Source organism: Streptococcus mitis, from assembly GCF_965111735.1.
GTDB lineage: Bacteria > Bacillota > Bacilli > Lactobacillales > Streptococcaceae > Streptococcus > Streptococcus mitis_DR.
This window is the reverse complement of record NZ_OZ217346.1, coordinates 1,840,965-1,859,497: the sequence shown is the minus strand read 5'-3', so window position 1 is coordinate 1,859,497 and position 18,533 is coordinate 1,840,965. Positions and strand designations below refer to the sequence as shown.

Sequence of the window (18,533 nt, the reverse complement as noted above, 5' to 3'; positions counted from 1 at the left end):
ATATATGTATTATTTCATTCCTTTTTTGGAGCGTGACAATCAATCTTGGCAGACAAATATTGTGCCCTGGTATAGGACTCCTTATCGCTTAGAATTTGATGATATCTTGCACCAAATTCGGATTTTTAAACGCCAAGAATTAGAATCTAAAATGCTATGGTTGACTTATCATCCCCACCTGCGCTATTTGTTACACAGACAAGATTTATTGGAGTCTGATGTTTTCTCTGTTTTTGATGCTATTCAAAATATTGCAAATGAGGAGATGCACCCCTTGCAACTGAAAGATTTAACATGGGATAAAGATTGTGACTTTATCTATACTCCCTTTGTAATTGCAGTTAAACAGCAAGGGGCGCTTTATGCTGAAGTTGAATATGGCTCAGAAGGTTTTATCAGCTATATTACTTATTTTAAAGATAATAAAATTGATTTTATTTGCTATTTTGATGATCGTGGCTTTTTATCTAGCCTTATAGAGTATGAGGATCAAAAACCAGTCAACCGTTATTATTACAATGCAAAAGGACAGTGGCAATTGAGGGAGAATTTGCAAGGGGGACAGCCAATTGTAAAGGTAAACCCAGCAGTAAGCTACCGTTTTGAAAAATTAACTTATGAGAGTATAGATGAAGTTATTTGGGAATTCTTAACAACATTTTTAAATCAAGACTATCAAGTTGGAGATTCATTTGTTTTGGCAGCTCATACCAGATTTCAAAATCAATTGTTAGAAAGATTGCCAGAAGAAGCTCCCAAAATTATAAGTTTCTTTATTGAAAGAAATCAAGCAGATGATTTACAAGTTCATCGTCAGGCAATAGAACAGTCTAGATTGTTGATTAGTGATAGGAAAGATTTTCTTGAACGATTGCAAGAGACTTATCCTCAATTTATTTCTAAAATGCATCATTTACCATCTTTTGATACGCGCTTGAAGTTAGGTATTAGTCAACGATTAAAGGAATCAAAAATTTATGTCCAAATGGATATACAGATGCAACAAGATCCACAGATCTTGTATGAAATCTTATACTTCGTCTCGAAAAATCCTTTGACTGAGGTTGTTTTTTCAGTATTTAATGCAGAAGGATATCAAATTGAAGCTTTACAGAAGCAGATCGATTCGCTCATTATGGAGCGTCTCAATCTGAAGGAACTGTTAAAGGATTCCGTGGTATCTGATGCAGAAAATACATTAGAAGAAAATACCAGAGATTATTATCGCTTTAAGATTATCAATCTAAATGATGAGATGGGCTTAATTCGAGAATTGGAGTACACTCGTTTAATTGTTGATTTAAATCCAGTCGCAAATATTTATACTCAGATTGCAGGAATTAGTGCAGGAATTCCTCAAATCAACCTACAAGAGTCAGAATATGTTACTCACTTACAAAATGGGTATATCCTGTCGGATTTATCAGAATTTAGTAAAGCTGGACACTACTTTTTAGATACCTTGGAACATTGGAATCAAGCCTTAATTTACTCAATCGATAAGATTCGACAAAATACAGGTGAACAATTTGTAGACAAGTGGGAAAAATGGTTAGAGGAGGCAAAGGGTGAGCAATAAATTACAGATTTTGCAGATAGGTAGCAGAAACTGGCGTCATTATTATGAGATTCCTGAGAATATGGACTGGCATTTCTTTTGGCCAAAATCAACGACTGCAATAAGGAAGGTCATGAAAATGGAGGGATTAAAAACTTTTTCAGCTATTTTGGTTGAAAATCCTGAACATTTATCGGATTTGATTCCTTTGATGAAAAAGGTCACTCCTTATACTATTTTCTACCCAGATACAGCTGAGCCACAATCAAAAGATGTTCAAAATTTCTTGAAAAGAACCTGTGCTCAAGCAACAGATTTTTCAAAACCAGCAGAACTTTTACGTCTACTATCTAAGGCCTTGTTTAGAGGGCAGTATGGAGACAAGTTGGCCCCGATTGATATGCTTGTTAATCCTGCTTTTGCGGGGGAGGTTCGTTATAATGGTTATGAACATCTAGAACTCTTAGGAAAGTATGGTGAAGACTTCCGTCCCTTAATTAGCTGGAAATATAATATTCGAGCAAGCGAGTTTAACCCAGTAGAACTCTGGCTAGAATATGAGAAAGATTGGACTTGTGATATTCGCCTTGTTGTTCGGAATATACAAGATGGGTCCACTGCTAGTTTTGTTAAAGAACGAGTTTTTACAGTTGAGGATATGGAGACCGCCCTTGTATTGGACGATGATTTTTCCTCATTTATCAGTATTTCTCTAGAAGCGCGAGGAGCAGGACGTCTGAGAATCGGAGCTCTTCACCAGCGTTTAACACGCTACCAATTTGGCAAGTATGTTCTAGGTGGAGGCATTATACATAATAAAAAGCGTGAGGAACTTAATTACTTTTTCTATCCAGGAGACTTTAAACCGCCTTTGAATATCTACTTTTCTGGTTATCGACGAGCGGAAGGATTTGAGGGGTTTGGGATGATGAGATTTCTTGGTGCACCCTTCCTTCTTTTTCAAGATCCGAGAATAGATGGGGGAGCCTTTTACTTGGGTGATGACTACCTTGAAAATGGCGTTCGAAATGTGATTCAAGAATATCTTGATTTATTAGGATTCTCAAATAAGGAATTAATTTTCTCGGGTATATCTATGGGGACCTATGGTGCTATGTATTACAGTTCTTTCTTTGAACCTAGGGCTGTTATTGTTTCAAAACCCTTGACCAATCTTGGATTGATAGCAGAAAGAGGCAGACTTGAAGCGCCTGGGCTTTTCCCTACCGCCTTTGACATTTTACGTCACCATTCTAAAGGAGATGCTAGTTTAGCTGCCATGAGATTCTTAGATGACCGTTTTTGGGTTCCTTTTAAACAGGCGGATTTTAGTCAAACAATTTTTGGACTCTCTTATATGAAAGAGGAAGACTATGACCCGCGTGCTTATGATGATTTAGTAGAGACACTCTATCATTCTGGTGCTCGTATCATGTCAAAAGGGACTTCAGGTCGACATAACGATGATAATGACACAACTATAACTTGGTTCATGAATTTTTATAAAATGATATTAGAGAAAAATTTTGGGAGAAAGTTTTGATGGTTATCAAAAGGACTAGAGAGATTTATTGGGGAGAATTTAAAGGGGCCAGTTTAGGAGATTTGAAAGAGAATAGTTTTTTATATGGTTCAGTTGTTATTTATCATTCGCGAAATCATGTTTATTTTGAAAATGGTATGGTGAATTCTGGTACTATGATTCATGAGTGGACCTCAAGTTTTAATTTTCAAGGAAATCGTTTAACTCCAACCTTGCCTCTTTTAAAAAAGGGGCATCGTTATCGTTTGGTTAGTCAAATGACTGTTCAGCCCCAAAAAGGTTTGTATTTTAGACTCATTTTTATGGATCGTTATGATAAGCAGATTGGTCAAGTGATTGAAAAGAATTTTGATTTCACCTTTATCTATCCAGAAGAAGCCTATCATTATAAAGTCCAACTGTTGAGCGCAGGATTACAATCAGTTGACTTTCATTCATTTTCAATAGAAGAGGACTATTCTAAACAAGATGTGGAATAATAGACAGTTGAGCAAGGTGAAAAAAATCTTGCATCAAATTAATCTAAAAAAAGAAGAGATGGCCTCGCTAACAGATGCTGAATTGGCAGGTAAAACTCAAGAATTTAAAGAGAGGTTGGCTACTGGAGAAACCTTAGATGATCTTTTAGTGGAAGCTTTTGCAGTTGTACGTGAAGCTGATAAACGGATACTAGGAATGTTTCCCTATGATGTACAGGTCATGGGTGGGATTGTTATCCATCAAGGGAACGTTGCGGAGATGAATACAGGTGAGGGGAAAACCCTGACTGCTACGATGCCAATCTATCTCAATGCTTTATCAGGTCAAGGTGTAATGCTGGTGACTACTAACGACTATCTTGCTAAGCGTGATGCAGAGGAGATGGGTCGAGTCTATGAGTTCTTAGGTTTGACAATTCGTATCCCATTTTCTGAAGACGATGAGGAAGAGTTAACGTCCGAAGATAAGAGAGAAATTTATAGTGCGGATATTATCTATACTACTAACAGTGGTCTTGGTTTTGACTATTTGATTGATAATTTAGCATCAAGTGAAGACAAAAAGTACATGGCAGAATTTAACTTTGTTATTGTAGATGAGGTAGATTCAGTTTTGTTAGATAGCGCTCAAACTCCCTTAGTTATTTCAGGTTCACCTAGGGTACAATCCAATTTTTATGGAATTATTGACACCTTGATGACAACTTTAATAGAGGGAAAAGACTATATTTTTAAAGAAGAGAAAAAAGAAGTATGGCTTACTACTATTGGTGCTAGAACTGCGGAGAGCTTTCTTGGAATTGATAACCTATATTCTGAAGAACATAGTGTACTAGCCAGACATTTGACCTTTGCTTTACGAGCTCATACCCTATTTAAAAGGGATAAAGACTATATTATTCGGAAGGGTGAGAAAGATGACGAACTGGTTCTAGTGGATCAAAGTACAGGTCGTTTATTAGAAATGACCAAGCTTCAAGGAGGTTTGCATCAAGCTATTGAGGCAAAGGAGCAGGTTCCTCTATCTGAAGAAACTAGGGCAATGGCTTCTATAACATATCAAAGTTTATTTAAGAAATTTAAAAAGATTTCTGGTATGACTGGTACTGGAAAAGTTGCAGAGAAGGAATTTTTAGAAACCTATGGTATGTCAGTTGTGAAAATTCCAACTAACCGAAAGAACCAGCGAATTGATTATCCGGATAATCTCTATGTTACGTTACCTGAAAAAGTTTATGCCTCGCTTGATGAGATTAAGTATTACCATAAAAAAGGGAACCCTTTATTGATTTTTGTGGGTTCGGTTGAGATGTCGGAACTTTATTCTTCTCTCTTACTGCGAGAAGGAATTGCTCATAATGTTTTGAATGCTCATAATGTAGCTCGTGAAGCGCAGATGATTGCAGAGTCTGGTCGCATGGGAGCTGTGACAGTTGCGACTTCAATGGCTGGTCGAGGTACAGATATTAAACTTGGACCTGGAGTTGCGGAGCTTGGAGGCTTAGTGGTTATTGGTACGGAGCGCATGGAAAGTAAGCGAGTTGACTTACAGATTCGAGGGCGTTCGGGACGACAGGGAGATCCGGGCTTATCGAAATTTTTTGTATCACTGGAAGATGATGTGATTAAAAAGTTTGGTCCTTCTTGGGTCCATAAGATGTATAAGGACTATACAGTGAACAAACATATAAGTCCTGAGCTCCTAGAAGGAAGACGCTATCGAAAATTAGTGGAAAAAGCGCAAAAAGCAAGCGATAGCGCCGCTAGATCAGCGAGAAGTCAAACCTTAGAATATGCTGAGAGTATGAATATCCAAAGAGAGATGGTCTATAGTCAAAGAAATCGCTTGATTGATGGGACTGAGGATCTAGATGGTTTTGTTGTAGATGTACTAGATGAGTTCATAAAAAAGAGTTTGTCAAACGAACAATTTGAAAGCAAAGAGGAATTGTATCACTTTATCGTAAAAAATATCAGTTTTCTTTATCATGCAGTTCCTCAAGAGTTGGATATGACGGATAAGGATGCCATTAAACGAGTTTTGGAGACAACAGTCCAAAAAACTTTACAAGAGAAACGAACACTTCTGGAAATTCATGACTTCTTTTCAGATTTTCAGCGTTTGGCCTTGCTAAAGGCTATTGATGATAATTGGGTTGAACAAGTAGACTATCTTCAACAATTAACTTTTGCGATTGGCGGGCAATCAGCTGCTCAAAAGAATCCTATTGTCGAATATTATCAAGAAGCTTATCATGGATTTGAAGAGATGAAAAGGCAAGTCAAAAAGGATATGGTTCGAAACCTTCTATTGAGCAGAGTAGACATTTCTCCAAAAGGTGAAATCGTGACTCATTTTCCATAAGAGGAGAAAATATGACAATTTACAATATAAATTTAGGAATTGGTTGGGCTAGTAGCGGTGTGGAATACGCTCAAGCCTATCGTGCCGGTATTTTTCGAAGTTTGAATTTACCATCTAAATTTATCTTTACAGATATGATTTTAGCTGATAATATTCAGCATCTGACAGCCAATATTGGTTTTGATGACGAACAAGTTATCTGGCTTTATAATCATTTCACAGATATCAAGATTGCACCCACTAGTGTGACAGTTGCTGATCTCTTAGCTACTTTTGACGGTGTTGAAAGTCATCGAGAAAAGAATGGCAAGATTTTGCGTGTCTTCTTTTCTGACCAAGATAAGTTTGTCACTTGTTATTTGGTGGATGAAAACAAGGACTTGGTTCAACATGCTGAGTATGTTTTTAAAGGAAAACTGATTCGTAAGGACTACTTTTCTTATACGCGTTATTGTAGCGAATACTTTGCTCCCAAGGACAATGTTGCAGTCCTATACCAAAGAACTTTCTATAATGAAGACGGAACTCCAGCCTATGATATCTTGATGAATCAAGGGAAGGAAGAAGTTTATCGTTTCGAGGACAAGATTTTCTATGGGAAGCAAGCCTTTATGCGTGCCTTTATGAAATCCTTGAATTTGAACAAGTCTGATTTGGTCATTCTTGATAGAGAGACAGGCATTGGACAGGTTGTTTTTGAGGAAGCACAAGCGGCTCATCTGGCGGTAGTTGTCCACGCGGAGCATTATAGTGAAAATGCTACAAACGAGGACTATATCCTTTGGAATAACTACTATGATTACCAGTTTACCAATGCAGATAAGGTTGATTTCTTTATCGTATCCACTGATAGACAAAATGAAGTGTTGCAAGAGCAATTTGCCAAATACACCCAGCATCGTCCAAAGATTGTTACCATTCCTGTAGGAAGTATTGATGAATTAACTGAGTCGAGTCAGGGACGTAAGTCCTTTTCATTGATTACGGCTTCACGTCTTGCTAAAGAAAAACACATTGACTGGTTGGTCAAGGCTGTGATTGAGGCTCGTAAGGAAATACCTGAATTAACCTTTGATATTTATGGTAGTGGTGGAGAAGATTCTCTGCTTAGAGACATTATTGCAAGTCATCAGGCTGAGGATTATATCAAGCTTAAGGGGCATGCGGAACTTTCACAGATTTATAGCCAGTATGAGGTCTATTTGACGGCTTCTACCAGTGAAGGATTCGGTTTGACCTTGATGGAAGCTATTGGTTCTGGTCTCCCTCTCATCGGTTTTGATGTGCCTTATGGCAATCAGACCTTTATAGAAGATGGGAAAAATGGTTATTTGATTCCAAGTTCATCAGACCATGTAGAAGACCAAATCAAGCAAGCTTACGCAGCTAAGATTTGCCAACTGTATCAAGAAAATCGTTTGGCGGATATGCGTGCCCATTCTTATCATATTGCAGAAGGCTTCTTAACCGAAGAAATTTTAGAAAAGTGGAAGAAAACAGTAGAGGAGGTGCTCCATGATTGAACTTTATGATCGTTATAGTCAGGAAAGTCGAGATTTACATGAAAGTCTAGTCGCTACTGGTCTTTCTCAACTTGGAGTGGTCATCGATGCAGACGGTTTTCTGCCTGATGGTCTGGTCTCTCCTTTTACCTATTATCTAGGTTACGAGGATGGAAAACCTCTTTATTTTAATCAAGTTCCTGTTCCAGCTTTTTGGGAAATTTCAGGAAATAATCAGTCTGCTCATATTGAAGATATGACACAGGAGAGGGCTATCATTCATTATGCAGATGGTTTGCAGGCTCGCTTGGTTAAACAGGTAGATTGGAAAGATCTAGAAGGTCGAGTACGTCAGGTTGACCACTATAATCGCTTTGGAGCTTGCTTTGCTACAACGACCTATAGTGCAGATGGTGAGCCGATTATGACGGTTTACCAAGATGTCAATGGTCAACAAGTTTTACTTGAAAACCATGTGACGGGTGATATCTTATTGACTTTGCCTGGTCAGTCCATGCGTTACTTTGCAAATAAGGTTGAATTTATCACCTTCTTTTTGCAAGATTTGGAAATAGATACAAGTCAGCTTATCTTTAATACTCTAGCGACTCCTTTCTTGGTTTCCTTCCATCATCCAGATAAATCTGGCTCAGATGTTTTGGTTTGGCAGGAACCTCTCTATGATGACATTCCAGGCAATATGCAGTTGATTTTGGAAAGCGCTGATGTGCGTACTAAGAAAATCATCATTCCCAATAAGGCAACTTATGAGCGCGCTTTAGAATTGACTGACGAGAAATACCATGATCAGTTTGTGCATTTGGGTTACCATTACCAGTTCAAACGTGATAATTTCCTAAGGCGAGATGTCTTAATCTTGACCAATTCCGATCAAATTGAGCAAGTAGAAGCAATCGTAGAAGCCTTGCCTGATGTTACTTTCCGCATCGCAGCGGTGACAGAGATGTCTTCTAAGTTATTAGACATGCTTCGCTATCCTAATGTGGTCCTTTATCAGAACGCTAGTCCACAGAAGATTCAGGAACTGTATCAGTTGTCTGATATTTATTTGGATATAAACCACAGCAATGAGTTATTGCATGCAGTGCGTCAAGCCTTTGAACACAATCTCTTGATTCTTGGATTTCATCAGACAGTGCACAATAGACTTTATATCGCTCCGGATCATCTATTTGAAAGTAGTGAAGTTGCTCCTTTGGTTGAGACAATTAAGTTGGCTCTTTCAGATGTTGATCAAATGCGTCAGGCACTTGGAAAGCAAGGCCAACATGCCAACTATGTTGATTTGGTACGATATCAGGAAACCATGCAAACTGTTTTAGGAGGTTAACATGTCAGATGAAGATTTATTTTACAAAGACGTTGAAGGTCGCATGGAAGAGTTGAAGCAAAGACCGATTAAGAAGGAAAAAGAAACCCGAGGGGAAAAGATTAGTAAAACTTTTTCACTCTTACTGGGCTTGATGATTCTGATTGGTTTGCTCTTTACTTTGCTGGGGATTTTGAGGTAGACCTATGATTGAAATACTGATTGTTTTAGCTATTGTCCTATCTCTTGCTTTGATTGTATTGGTGACCATACAACCCCGTCAAAATCAATTATTCTCTATGGACGCGACTAGTAATATTGGTAAACCAAGCTACTGGCAGAGTAACACCTTGGTCAAGGTTCTTACTTTATTGGTGAGTTTGGCCTTATTTGTTCTACTATTAACCTTTATGGTGATAACTTACAAATAAAAGAAAACTTCAGATATTCACCTTTTGTGATTGGTCTGAAGTTTTCTTTTTTGGCTCTTTGTCAACTGTAGTGGGTTGAAGAAAAGCTAAGCTCGAGAAAGGACAAATTTCGTCCTTTCTTTTTTGATGTTTAGAGCGATAAAAATCCTTTTTTTGAAGTTTTTAAAGTCTCGAAATCCAAAGGCATTGCGCTTGATAAGTTTGATGAGATTATTGGTCGCTTCTAATTTGGCATTTGAATAGTGTAGTTGAAGGGCATTGACAATTTTCTCTTTGTCCTTTAGAAAGGTTTTAAAGACAGTCTGAAAAAGAGGATGAACCTGCTTTATATTGTCCTCAATCAGTCCGAAAAATTTGTCAGGCTTCTTGTCCTGAAAGTGAAAAAGCAGGAGCTGGTAGAGATGATAGTGGTGTTTCAAGTCTTCTGAATAGTTCAAAAGCTTGTCTAGAATCTCTTTATTGGTCAAGTGCATACGAAAAGTAGGACGATAAAAACGTTTATCGCTAAGTTTACGACTATCCTGTTGGATGAGTTTCCAGTAGCGTTTGATAGCCTTGTATTCATGAGATTTTCGTTCAAACTGATTCATGATTTGGACACGCACACGACTCATAGCACGGCTTAGATGTTGTACAATATGGAAACGATCTAGAACGATTTTAGCACACGGAAAAAGTTTTCTAGCTAAGTCATAGTAGGGACTAAACATATCCATAGTAATGATTTTCACCTGACAACGAACGGCTCTATCGTATCGAAGAAAGTGATTTCGGATGACAGCTTGTGTTCGTTCCTCAAGAACAGTGATGATATTAAGATTATCAAAATCTTGCGCAATGAAACTCATCTTTCCCTTTGTAAAGGTATACTCGTCCCAGGACATAATCTGTGGAAGGCGAGAAAAATCATGCTTAAAGTGAAAGTCATTGAGCTTGCGAATAACAGTTGAAGTTGAAATGGACAGCTGATGAGCAATATCGGTCAAAGAAGTCTTTTCAATCAGCTTTTGAGCAATTTTTTGATTAATGATACGAGGGATTTGATGATTCTTCTTGACGAGGGAGGTCTCGGAGACCGCTATTTTCGAGCACTTATAGCAGTTAAAACGGCGTTTTTTAAGGAGAATTCTAGTAGGCATACCAGTTGTTTCGAGGTAAGGAATTTTAGAAGTCTTTTGAAAGTCATATTTCTTCATTTGACTTCCACAATCAGGACAAGATGGGGTATCGTAGTCCAATTTAGCAATGATTTCTTTATGTGTGTCCCTATTAATAACATCCATAATTTGGATATTGGGTCTTTAATGTCTAGTAATTTTGTGATAAAATGTAATTGTTCCATATGAATTTTTCTAATGATAGTTTGGTCGCTTTTCATTATAGATGATATGGGACTTTTTTTCTACAACAAAATAGGCTCCATAATATCCATAGGGGATTTACCCACTACAAATATTATAGAGCCAAAAAAGCTAGAGCTTTCCAATTGCGGAACTCTAGCTTTTTAATTTTGAGTCGTTCTCTTATTGTATTTGAGGAGGTTATTGGCCATAAGTACCAATCCCATGTCAATTCTCACTTGACGCTTCCCTCTCAGATTACATCTCTTGTAACCCAAACAAGCCTTTATCTGCCTAAAGATAGGTTCCACATCAATCTTGCGTTGAGCAAAAATCTGTCTACCTTCGGGAGATAAAAGCGTCTGACATTCTTTAGCTTTCAAGTTTTGATAGCGTTCGTTCATATACAGTCCCTTTTGAGGGGCTGATTCAGGTTCATCAGCGTAGTAAACCTTGATTTCCTGTTGAAAGTCCGTCTGTGTTTTCTGATGTTTGATATGGTGAAAACGATAGCACCAGCCATCAGGATGTGTGTAGCTATCCTCCTTGTCATCATAGTGCCAATTCGCTAAGTTTCTATCCGACTGTTTATACCCTCTCTTCTGTTCCTTGTCAAACATGGCATATTTAATCAGATGGTTCACCCCCTTTTCATCTAAACGAAGGAGGTTCTCTTCACTTCCATATCCAGCATCTGCGACAACTGTCTTCAAGTCATGCGGATAGGTTTCAAGTAAGGGTAGAGGAGTCTTGGTATCTGTCGGATTTGAGAAGACATCATAGTGAAGAACAAATTGGTTTTCAGTAGCGATTTGAAGATTATAAGCAGCCTTGAGTTGGCCATTTTTCATATAATCTTCTTTCATTCGCATAAAAGTGTCATCTGGATCGGTTTTGAAAAAACTGTTGAGCCCTTCAAATGTTTCTTGATACTTCTCATACTTTTCAGCATGTACTGAAAAATCCTCCTTGACTTTACGCAAGACTTTCTTGAGTTTACGACGCTGGGTTTTACGTTCATCTTTCCCTTTAACGGGTGTCTCCTCAATGTCCTGGTTAAATTTTTCCAATTCTCCTTCAAGGACATTGAGGTCAATACCGCCTATCGCTGGTTTCTGGATTTGAGCTTAAACGATAAGGTTCCTCATTTTACCACTTATGGCAAAAATTACAATCGTCGTTTTCAAGATAAGGAAGTAATAGAGGAAATTTTTCATTATGTTCTATCCATTGTATGGGGGCAAGGTTTGATTGACCCGACTGAGATTTTTATTGATGGGACTCATATCAAGGCCGCAGCTAATAACCACAAATATACTCATCAAGTTCTAGACAAGCAAGCTAAGTTTATGAGTAAGCAACTGGAAGTTGAGATTGACTTAGATCGGAAAAAGCACGGAAAAAAGTCGCTCGAGCCCGCAAAAGAAAGCGAGGCTGAGCCGAAGAAGACTTCTACTACAGACCCTGAAAGTGGTTGGTTTCACAAGGGAGAGCATAAGGAAGTGTTCGCCTACAATGCCCAAGTAGGGTGCGATAAGCATGGATGGGCACTAGCTTATAGTATCGGTGCTGGCAATGTGCATGACAGTCAGGCTTTTCTTGCACTTTTTGAACAGTTGGAGAGATTCCAATCTGACTACCTCATCGCCGATGCTGGCTATAAGACTCCAAGTATTGCAAAATTCCTCCTTGACCAAAATATTACACCTGTATTCCCTTATACTCGCCCTCGTGGAAAGAAAGGAAAACTTAGCCCTAAGGACTTTATCTATGATGAATACTATGACTGTTACCTTTGCCCTGAAAATCAAGTGTTAGTCTACTCTACAACAAATCGCGATGGCTATCGTAAATATAAAAGTGATCCTAAGATTTGCCCAATTTGTCCTCTGTTATCCAGTTTCACAGAAAGTAAAAAGAAACAGTAAGTCGTTACTAGCCATATTTGGAGGGATTATTTAGAAATTTGTGAGGAGATTCGGCATCAAAAGGGAAGTAAGGAACTTTACCAGAAACGTAAAGAATGAACTGCACCCCAAAAGTTAGACAGAAAAAATCTAACTTTTGAACTGCACCCCAAAAGTTAGACAGAAAAAAATCTAACTTTTGGGGTGTTTTTACTATGAAATTAACTTATGGTGATAAAGTTCAGATCTATGAATTTAGAAAGCAAGGTCAAAGATTCAAACAGCTTTCGAAAAGATTTGGTGTGGATGTTTCTGGTCTAAAATACATGGTGACATTGATTGACCGTTATGGAATAGAAATCGTCAAAAAAGGGAAGAATCGTTACTATTCCCCAGAATTAAAACAAGAAATAATCGATAAAGTTCTGCTGGAAGGTCGTTCACAAAGAAGTGTAGCTTTGGATTATGCTTTGCCTGATCGTTCGCTGTTGAAAAATTGGCTGGCGCAATACAAGAAAAACGGGTATACTATTGTTGAGAAAACAAGAGGGAGACCAGCTAAAATGGGACGTAAACGAAAGAAAACTTGGGAAGAAATGACAGAATTAGAGCGACTTCAGGAGGAGAATGAACGTCTACGTACCGAGGTGGCCTACCTAAAAAAGTTAAAAGAGTTAGAGGAAAGGGACGAAGCCTTAGAGCGAGAAAGGCAGAGACAGTTAGAGAAATGGCTTCAGGAGGATTTCGACTAGATTTACTTCTTGAAGTGGCTCGTTTACCTCGCTCAACTTACTACTATCAGTTGAAGGAACTAGATGGACTTGACAAAGATAAAGAGCTTAAAACCGAAATTCAGGCCATTTATAATGACCATAAAGGAAATTATGGCTATCGTAGAGTTACTCTTGAACTAAGAAATCGCGGTTTTGTGGTGAATCATAAAAAGGTCCAACGTCTGATGAAAGTCCTTGGTTTAACAGCTCGAATTCGTCGGAAACGAAAGTATTCTTCCTATCGAGGAGAGATTGGCAAGAAAGCAGAGAATCTCATTCAACGTCAGTTTGAAGCATCAAGGCCAATGGAAAAGTGCTATACCGATGTGACAGAATTTGCCATTCCAAATAGCACACAGAAACTCTATTTATCGCCTGTTTTAGATGGCTTTAATAGCGAAATTATCGCCTATAACCTTTCAACTTCACCAAACTTAGAACAAGTGAAAGCTATGTTAAACCAGGCCTTTACAGAGAAACACTACGAGCATACCATTCTCCATAGCGATCAAGGCTGGCAATACCAACACGATTCTTATCATCGATTCCTAGAGAGTAAGGGAATTCAAGCATCCATGTCACGCAAGGGCAACAGCCCAGACAATGGTATGATGGAGTCCTTCTTTGGCATTTTGAAATCGGAAATGTTTTATGGTTACGAGAAGCACTTTAGGTCTTTAGAAGACCTTGAACAAGCTATTGTAGACTATATTGATTACTACAACAATAAACGAATCAAAGTCAAACTAAAAGGACTTAGCCCTGTGCAATACAGAACTAAATCCTTTCAATAATTATTTGTCCAACTTTGTGGGGTCAGTACATTTTGGGGTGTTTTTATTATGAAATTAACTTATGATGATAAAGTTCAGATCTATGAACTTAGAAAACAAGGATATAGCTTAGAGAAGCTTTCAAATAAATTTGGGATAAATAATTCTAATATTAGGTACATGATTAAATTGATTGATTGTTACGGAATAGAGTTCGTCAAAAAAGGAAAAAATCGTTACTATTCTCCTGATTTAAAACAAGAAATGATTCATAAAGTCATACATGAAGGCTGGACTAAAGATAGAGTTTCTCTTGAATATGGCCTCCCAAGTCGTACGATACTTCTTAATTGGCTAGCACAATACAAGAAAAACGGGTATACTATTGTTGAGAAAACAAGAGGGAGAGTACCTAAAATGGGACGTAAGCCAAAAAAGAGACCTGAAGAGAGGACAGAATTAGAACGTCTTCAAGCAGAAAATGAGTACCTGAGAGAGCGGAGAATGCAATCCTAAAAAAGTTGAGAGAACTCCGATTGAAGGAGGAAAAAGAGAAAGAAGAAAGACAGAAATTGTTCAAGAATTAATGACTGAGTTTTCGTTAGATATTCTTCTAAAAGCCATTAAACTAGCTCGTTCGACCTACTACTATCACTTGAAACAGCTAGAGAAACCAGATAAGGACCAAGAGCTTAAAGCTGAAATTCAATCCATTTTTATCGAACACAAGGGAAATTATGGTTATCGTCGGATTCATTTAGAACTAAGAAATCGTGGTTATCTGGTAAATCATAAAAGAGTTCAACGCTTGATGAAAGTACTCAATTTACAAGCTAAAATGCGACAGAAACGAAAATATTCTTCTCATAAAGGAGACGTTGGTAAGAAGGCAGAGAATCTCATTCAACGTCAATTTGAAGGCTCTAAAACAATGGAAAAGTGCTACACAGATGTGACAGAATTTGCCATTCCAGCAAGTACTCAAAAGCTTTACTTATCACCAGTTTTAGATGGCTTTAATAGCGAAATTATCGCCTATAATCTTTCAACTTCACCCAACTTAGAACAAGTAAAAACAATGTTGGAACAGGCCTTCACAGAGAAACACTACGAGAATACGATTCTCCATAGTGACCAAGGTTGGCAATATCAACACGATTCTTATCATCAGTTTCTAGAGGATAAGGGAATTCAAGCATCCATGTCACGTAAGGGGAACAGTCCAGACAATGGTATGATGGAGTCCTTCTTTGGGATTCTGAAATCGGAAATGTTTTACGGTTATGAGAAGTCATTTCAGTCGCTTAAGCAATTGGAACAAGCCATTGTAGACTATATTGATTACTACAACAATAAACGAATTAAGGTAAAACTAAAAGGACTTAGCCCTGTACAATACAGAACTAAATCCTTCGGATAAATTAATTGTCTAACTTTTTGGGGTCAGTACAGAATCGGTGGAGCGGCTTTTTGGCACAGCCAAAGAATACCACAATCTACGTTATACAAGAGAAGTGGGTAAGTCCAAAATGAAGGCAAAAGTTGGACTTACTTTGGCGTGCCTGAATATCAAAAAATTGGTAAAAGTGATGGCGGGGAAGCCTTTTTATTTTTCTCTGAAAACTATTTTGATAAAGATTTCAGCCTATTTTGAGAATAGTAACGCTGAAGATATAAAAAAGACAAACATTAAAACGATGTTTGTCTTCAATCTGAAACAACGGCAAATCCGTTGTTTTTTTGGAGATAAGGGACTATTGTCCCAGACTCTTTTTAATTATATTTTTATAAAGAAATTATTTTTTCTCCTTTGTTAACCAGTAGGTAATTCCAGCTGATGTAATTCCAGAAACAACAACAGCAACAATTATCCATAATCTGTTATTTTCTACAGAAATAGGCGTAGCATAAGTTTCTTTTTTGGTTTCTATAGGATTTGATAAGAAACTCATAACATTTTGGTTAGTGGTTCCTCCATCACGGATATTTTTCATAACAGTTTTGAAGGAATCTGCATAATTTCTATTTCCTTGAATAACATTTGCTTCAGTAGTAATCAATTCGTTTGTTGTTGAAATAGTGCGGTCAATATTATCTTTAATCGTTTTAACTTGGCTATTAAATTGAGTGAATTGATCTTTCATTGTTCCAACAGCTTCATGATTCTTGTTAGTTATTTTTGAACTATCAGAAGTGATAGTAACTAGTGATTGAATAGATTGATACAGTTGCTCAGGTGTCTCAATTTTAACTTTTAATTGATTGTTGTTTGATTCAGAAGTTGAATTTGTAATTTCAAGTTGTTTTTCTTTTGTTTCTTTCCATATGCCATATTCTTCTGATAAAGATTTAATTGATGTATTATACCAATTTGTTAAATCTGTGATTTCCACTTTGAAATAATCATTTGGTAAATCTGTTTCATTCAATTTTGGTATTTCACTTGTTATTTTTCTTAACGAATTTGAAGTCCTTTGAATTTCGTCGAGTAATTCAAGACCAGATTGTTTAAATTGTGTGATTTGTTTATTTGAAAGTTGCGATTCAATATCTTCACGATTGATATTACCATACATATTATAAACTGAATCAGGTGATAAAGCAGAAAAGTTTATAGAGCTACTGTTTGGATTTCCATAGATTGCTTTAATCATTCCTGCAGCTTGATTAATTCTACTTAATTTATCAAAAATATGTGTTAAATCCTTTTTAACAAGTACATCTGATTCCTCTTTATCACTACGATAGATGGTTTGTTTTATAGGGATTATTGTGTCTCCGATGTGTATCTCAAAAGATATATCATTTTTTCCATAATGTGGCTCAAAAGTATAGGAAATGGTCAATTTATAGGTCTTATCATCAGCAATAACCTGTTCACCATTTACTAATTTAGCATCTCCAGTAACTGAAATTTTAGCCTTAGGTGATATGTATTTTGTTTCAGTTGATGTTTTTGTTTCGGCTGATGTTTTTGTTTCAGTTGATGCATTAGAGATTTCAGGTTTTGATTCTACATTTAAAGAGGAAGCATCACTTGGGGTAGTTGAAATAGGGGAAGAAATCTCTGTTGTAGCAGTTTCTTGCCCTGCTTGAGGAAGTTTAACTGTGATAGGGATTTCTTCGGTAATCTTGTCTAATTTATCATTTTCTGTTGTTAAAAATTCAAAACTAGGCAAGCCGGTTATAGGTGTAAATTTTTTATCAAATTGAGAATAGTTCTCAATTAAAGTTAGTTTTGAAGTATATTCATTAACTTGATCAGGGGTTAAGACTTTTAATTTCTGTAATTTAGCAAATAATTCTTTGTAGTCAGACATTTGGATACTAGTTTCTGATAGTGTTGAACGAATCATATCTTGATAAGTGTCAGGTAAAGAATTTTTTACTTGTAGGCTATTGTTTATTTGTGCTGCAAGCGTTGCTTTGGATTCAGAAGTTAAATCCGATTTAGTATCCACTCCTTCTTTTCCAAAGTAAAATAACTCTACTTTTTTCTTCTCTTTTTCTAATTCAGTTTGGAGCTTCTCTAATTCAGTCTTTTTATCATTTGTTTTATCTCGATAATCAGAAATAATTTTATGGTAATTAGAAATCAAATCTTCAAATTTACTAATTTCTGATTTTTGAGTATCATTATTATTTCCAAATTGAGATAATGATTTTGATGCAGAATCATTTATCTTTTCTACAAATTTAGCAGTTTCTTCATATTGATCTTTTAAAATCGTATTTGTTGTAGAGACATTTTGTTTTGAATTTTCTATTTCTCTATCAAAATTACCTTTAACCTCTTGAAGTTTTGTTTGTAAGTCATTACCCGTACTATTTAAAAGTTTTATAACTGATTCGGAGAAATTTTTTTGAAGTTCTTCGAAGGAAGAGTTGTTTTTTTCTAAACCAGAAACTAAATCCATAGTACTAGTAATAGATTGGCTAGCTTGATTGGATGGTGTATAGATATACTGAGAAATTTTAGAGTGTGTTCCTGATTGCTCATTGACAATGTTTTCAACATTTCTTTTCGCATCGTCTAAGTTGTTAATGACACTCGAAAAGTACATTTTGATAACGTTTTGATTGATTGTATTCAGATGTTCTCCGACACGTAACTCTACATTTTTAGATTTGACAGGATCTAGATTCGATTTTGTTTTATATGCTATCTTTGCTCGGTCTGGGTTAAAGCTTTCCAGCTGAGCTATTTTCTCTGAAAATTGTTGTTCTATGTATACAATGACGTCAACAGAACCATTCTCAAATCGATTTTCAGCGACATTGCGAGTCATAACTGTCCATTGGTTTGAGCTATCTTTGGATAATAATGTTGTAAAATCATTCCCTAAATTATACGTGTTCCCATTTAAAGATCCACCAGTGTCTTCATTTACTAAAGCAATATTTAATTTACGGTCATTTACTTTATTAGTTATTGAAACTTCTTGATTTTTTAAGTAAACAAAAGCAGCACCAGAACCGACCAATAATGTTACAAAAATGCTACCACCTATGATTATTTTTTTCATACATAA

11 protein-coding genes and 4 pseudogenes are annotated in these 18,533 nt (G+C 36.7%); 12 read left to right on the top strand and 3 right to left on the bottom strand.

Annotated elements, in window-relative coordinates:
- The first annotated feature begins 4 nt into the window (after positions 1 to 4).
- The 8 genes from asp1 to asp5 are packed head-to-tail and all read left to right on the top strand — an operon-like array spanning position 5 to position 9,208.
- Complete coding sequence (asp1, locus tag ACLV7W_RS09045; RefSeq protein ID WP_411865835.1) at positions 5 to 1,579, top strand: accessory Sec system protein Asp1; 1,575 nt, start codon at positions 5 to 7, stop codon at positions 1,577 to 1,579.
- A complete protein-coding gene (gene asp2, locus ACLV7W_RS09040; RefSeq protein ID WP_261014907.1) occupies positions 1,569 to 3,101 on the top strand; it encodes an accessory Sec system protein Asp2 in 1,533 nt (510 codons plus the stop codon). Before asp1 ends, asp2 begins: the two co-directional genes overlap by 11 nt.
- A complete protein-coding gene (gene asp3, locus ACLV7W_RS09035) occupies positions 3,101 to 3,580 on the top strand; it encodes an accessory Sec system protein Asp3 (protein ID WP_153209877.1) in 480 nt (159 codons plus the stop codon). Before asp2 ends, asp3 begins: the two co-directional genes overlap by 1 nt.
- Entirely contained in the window at positions 3,570 to 5,945 is a 2,376-nt protein-coding gene (gene secA2, locus ACLV7W_RS09030) for an accessory Sec system translocase SecA2 (protein ID WP_153209878.1), read from the top strand. The genes asp3 and secA2 overlap by 11 nt, the downstream gene beginning before the upstream one ends.
- Positions 5,946 to 5,956: 11 nt before the next feature.
- Positions 5,957 to 7,468 (top strand): accessory Sec system glycosyltransferase GtfA, encoded by a 1,512-nt coding sequence (gene gtfA / locus ACLV7W_RS09025; RefSeq protein ID WP_411865834.1) that lies wholly within the window; start codon positions 5,957 to 5,959, stop codon positions 7,466 to 7,468.
- Positions 7,461 to 8,798 carry an accessory Sec system glycosylation chaperone GtfB gene (gene gtfB, locus ACLV7W_RS09020; protein WP_411865833.1) on the top strand — a complete coding sequence of 446 codons (1,338 nt, stop codon included), beginning with the start codon at positions 7,461 to 7,463 and terminating at the stop codon, positions 8,796 to 8,798. The genes gtfA and gtfB overlap by 8 nt, the downstream gene beginning before the upstream one ends.
- Position 8,799: 1 nt before the next feature.
- On the top strand, positions 8,800 to 8,979 hold the full coding sequence (gene asp4, locus ACLV7W_RS09015) for an accessory Sec system protein Asp4 (RefSeq protein ID WP_153209881.1): 180 nt from the start codon (positions 8,800 to 8,802) through the stop codon (positions 8,977 to 8,979).
- Between the two features lie 4 nt (positions 8,980 to 8,983).
- Positions 8,984 to 9,208 (top strand): accessory Sec system protein Asp5, encoded by a 225-nt coding sequence (gene asp5 / locus ACLV7W_RS09010; protein ID WP_000569974.1) that lies wholly within the window; start codon positions 8,984 to 8,986, stop codon positions 9,206 to 9,208.
- 86 nt (positions 9,209 to 9,294) lie between these two features.
- On the opposite strand, the gene ACLV7W_RS09005 is transcribed toward asp5, so the two are convergent.
- Positions 9,295 to 10,550, bottom strand: a protein-coding gene (locus ACLV7W_RS09005) for an ISL3 family transposase (protein ID WP_411865832.1) whose coding sequence is annotated in 2 segments (ribosomal slippage) — positions 9,295 to 10,508 and positions 10,508 to 10,550 — 1,257 coding nt in all. Because the reading frame shifts where the segments join, the coding sequence is not laid out codon by codon here.
- 162 nt (positions 10,551 to 10,712) lie between these two features.
- Positions 10,713 to 11,633 (bottom strand): annotated as a pseudogene (locus ACLV7W_RS09000) (transposase); the annotation flags it as partial.
- Here ACLV7W_RS09000 and ACLV7W_RS08995 point away from each other — a divergent pair.
- The 4 genes and pseudogenes from ACLV7W_RS08995 to ACLV7W_RS08980 form a co-directional block, all read left to right on the top strand.
- Positions 11,625 to 12,572 (top strand): annotated as a pseudogene (locus tag ACLV7W_RS08995) (IS1182 family transposase); the annotation flags it as partial. The pseudogenes ACLV7W_RS09000 and ACLV7W_RS08995 overlap by 9 nt on opposite strands.
- 98 nt (positions 12,573 to 12,670) lie before the next feature.
- A protein-coding gene (locus ACLV7W_RS08990) for an IS3 family transposase (protein ID WP_142358424.1) occupies positions 12,671 to 14,022 on the top strand; the annotation gives its coding sequence in 2 pieces (ribosomal slippage) (positions 12,671 to 13,112 and positions 13,112 to 14,022; 1,353 coding nt in all).
- Between the two features lie 48 nt (positions 14,023 to 14,070).
- Positions 14,071 to 15,421, top strand: a pseudogene (locus ACLV7W_RS08985) (IS3 family transposase).
- Positions 15,422 to 15,452: 31 nt separating this feature from the next.
- Positions 15,453 to 15,818, top strand: a pseudogene (locus ACLV7W_RS08980) (transposase); the annotation flags it as partial.
- Here ACLV7W_RS08980 and esaA read toward each other — a convergent pair.
- Positions 15,798 to 18,527 carry a type VII secretion protein EsaA gene (esaA, locus tag ACLV7W_RS08975; protein ID WP_411865830.1) on the bottom strand — a complete coding sequence of 910 codons (2,730 nt, stop codon included), beginning with the start codon at positions 18,525 to 18,527 and terminating at the stop codon, positions 15,798 to 15,800. The pseudogene ACLV7W_RS08980 and the gene esaA sit on opposite strands and share 21 nt — an antisense overlap.
- Positions 18,528 to 18,533 lie beyond the last annotated feature (6 nt).

What these genes read in the sequence shown, in the direction of transcription:
- asp1 (WP_411865835.1), top strand. Translation starts at nt 5, where the DNA reads ATGTATTATTTCATTCCTTTTTTGGAGCGTGACAATCAATCTTGGCAG.
- asp3 (WP_153209877.1), top strand. Translation starts at nt 3,101, where the DNA reads ATGGTTATCAAAAGGACTAGAGAGATTTATTGGGGAGAATTTAAAGGG.
- secA2 (WP_153209878.1), top strand. Translation starts at nt 3,570, where the DNA reads ATGTGGAATAATAGACAGTTGAGCAAGGTGAAAAAAATCTTGCATCAA.
- gtfA (WP_411865834.1), top strand. Translation starts at nt 5,957, where the DNA reads ATGACAATTTACAATATAAATTTAGGAATTGGTTGGGCTAGTAGCGGT.
- gtfB (WP_411865833.1), top strand. Translation starts at nt 7,461, where the DNA reads ATGATTGAACTTTATGATCGTTATAGTCAGGAAAGTCGAGATTTACAT.
- asp4 (WP_153209881.1), top strand. Translation starts at nt 8,800, where the DNA reads ATGTCAGATGAAGATTTATTTTACAAAGACGTTGAAGGTCGCATGGAA.
- asp5 (WP_000569974.1), top strand. Translation starts at nt 8,984, where the DNA reads ATGATTGAAATACTGATTGTTTTAGCTATTGTCCTATCTCTTGCTTTG.
- esaA (WP_411865830.1), bottom strand. Translation starts at nt 18,527, where the DNA reads ATGAAAAAAATAATCATAGGTGGTAGCATTTTTGTAACATTATTGGTC.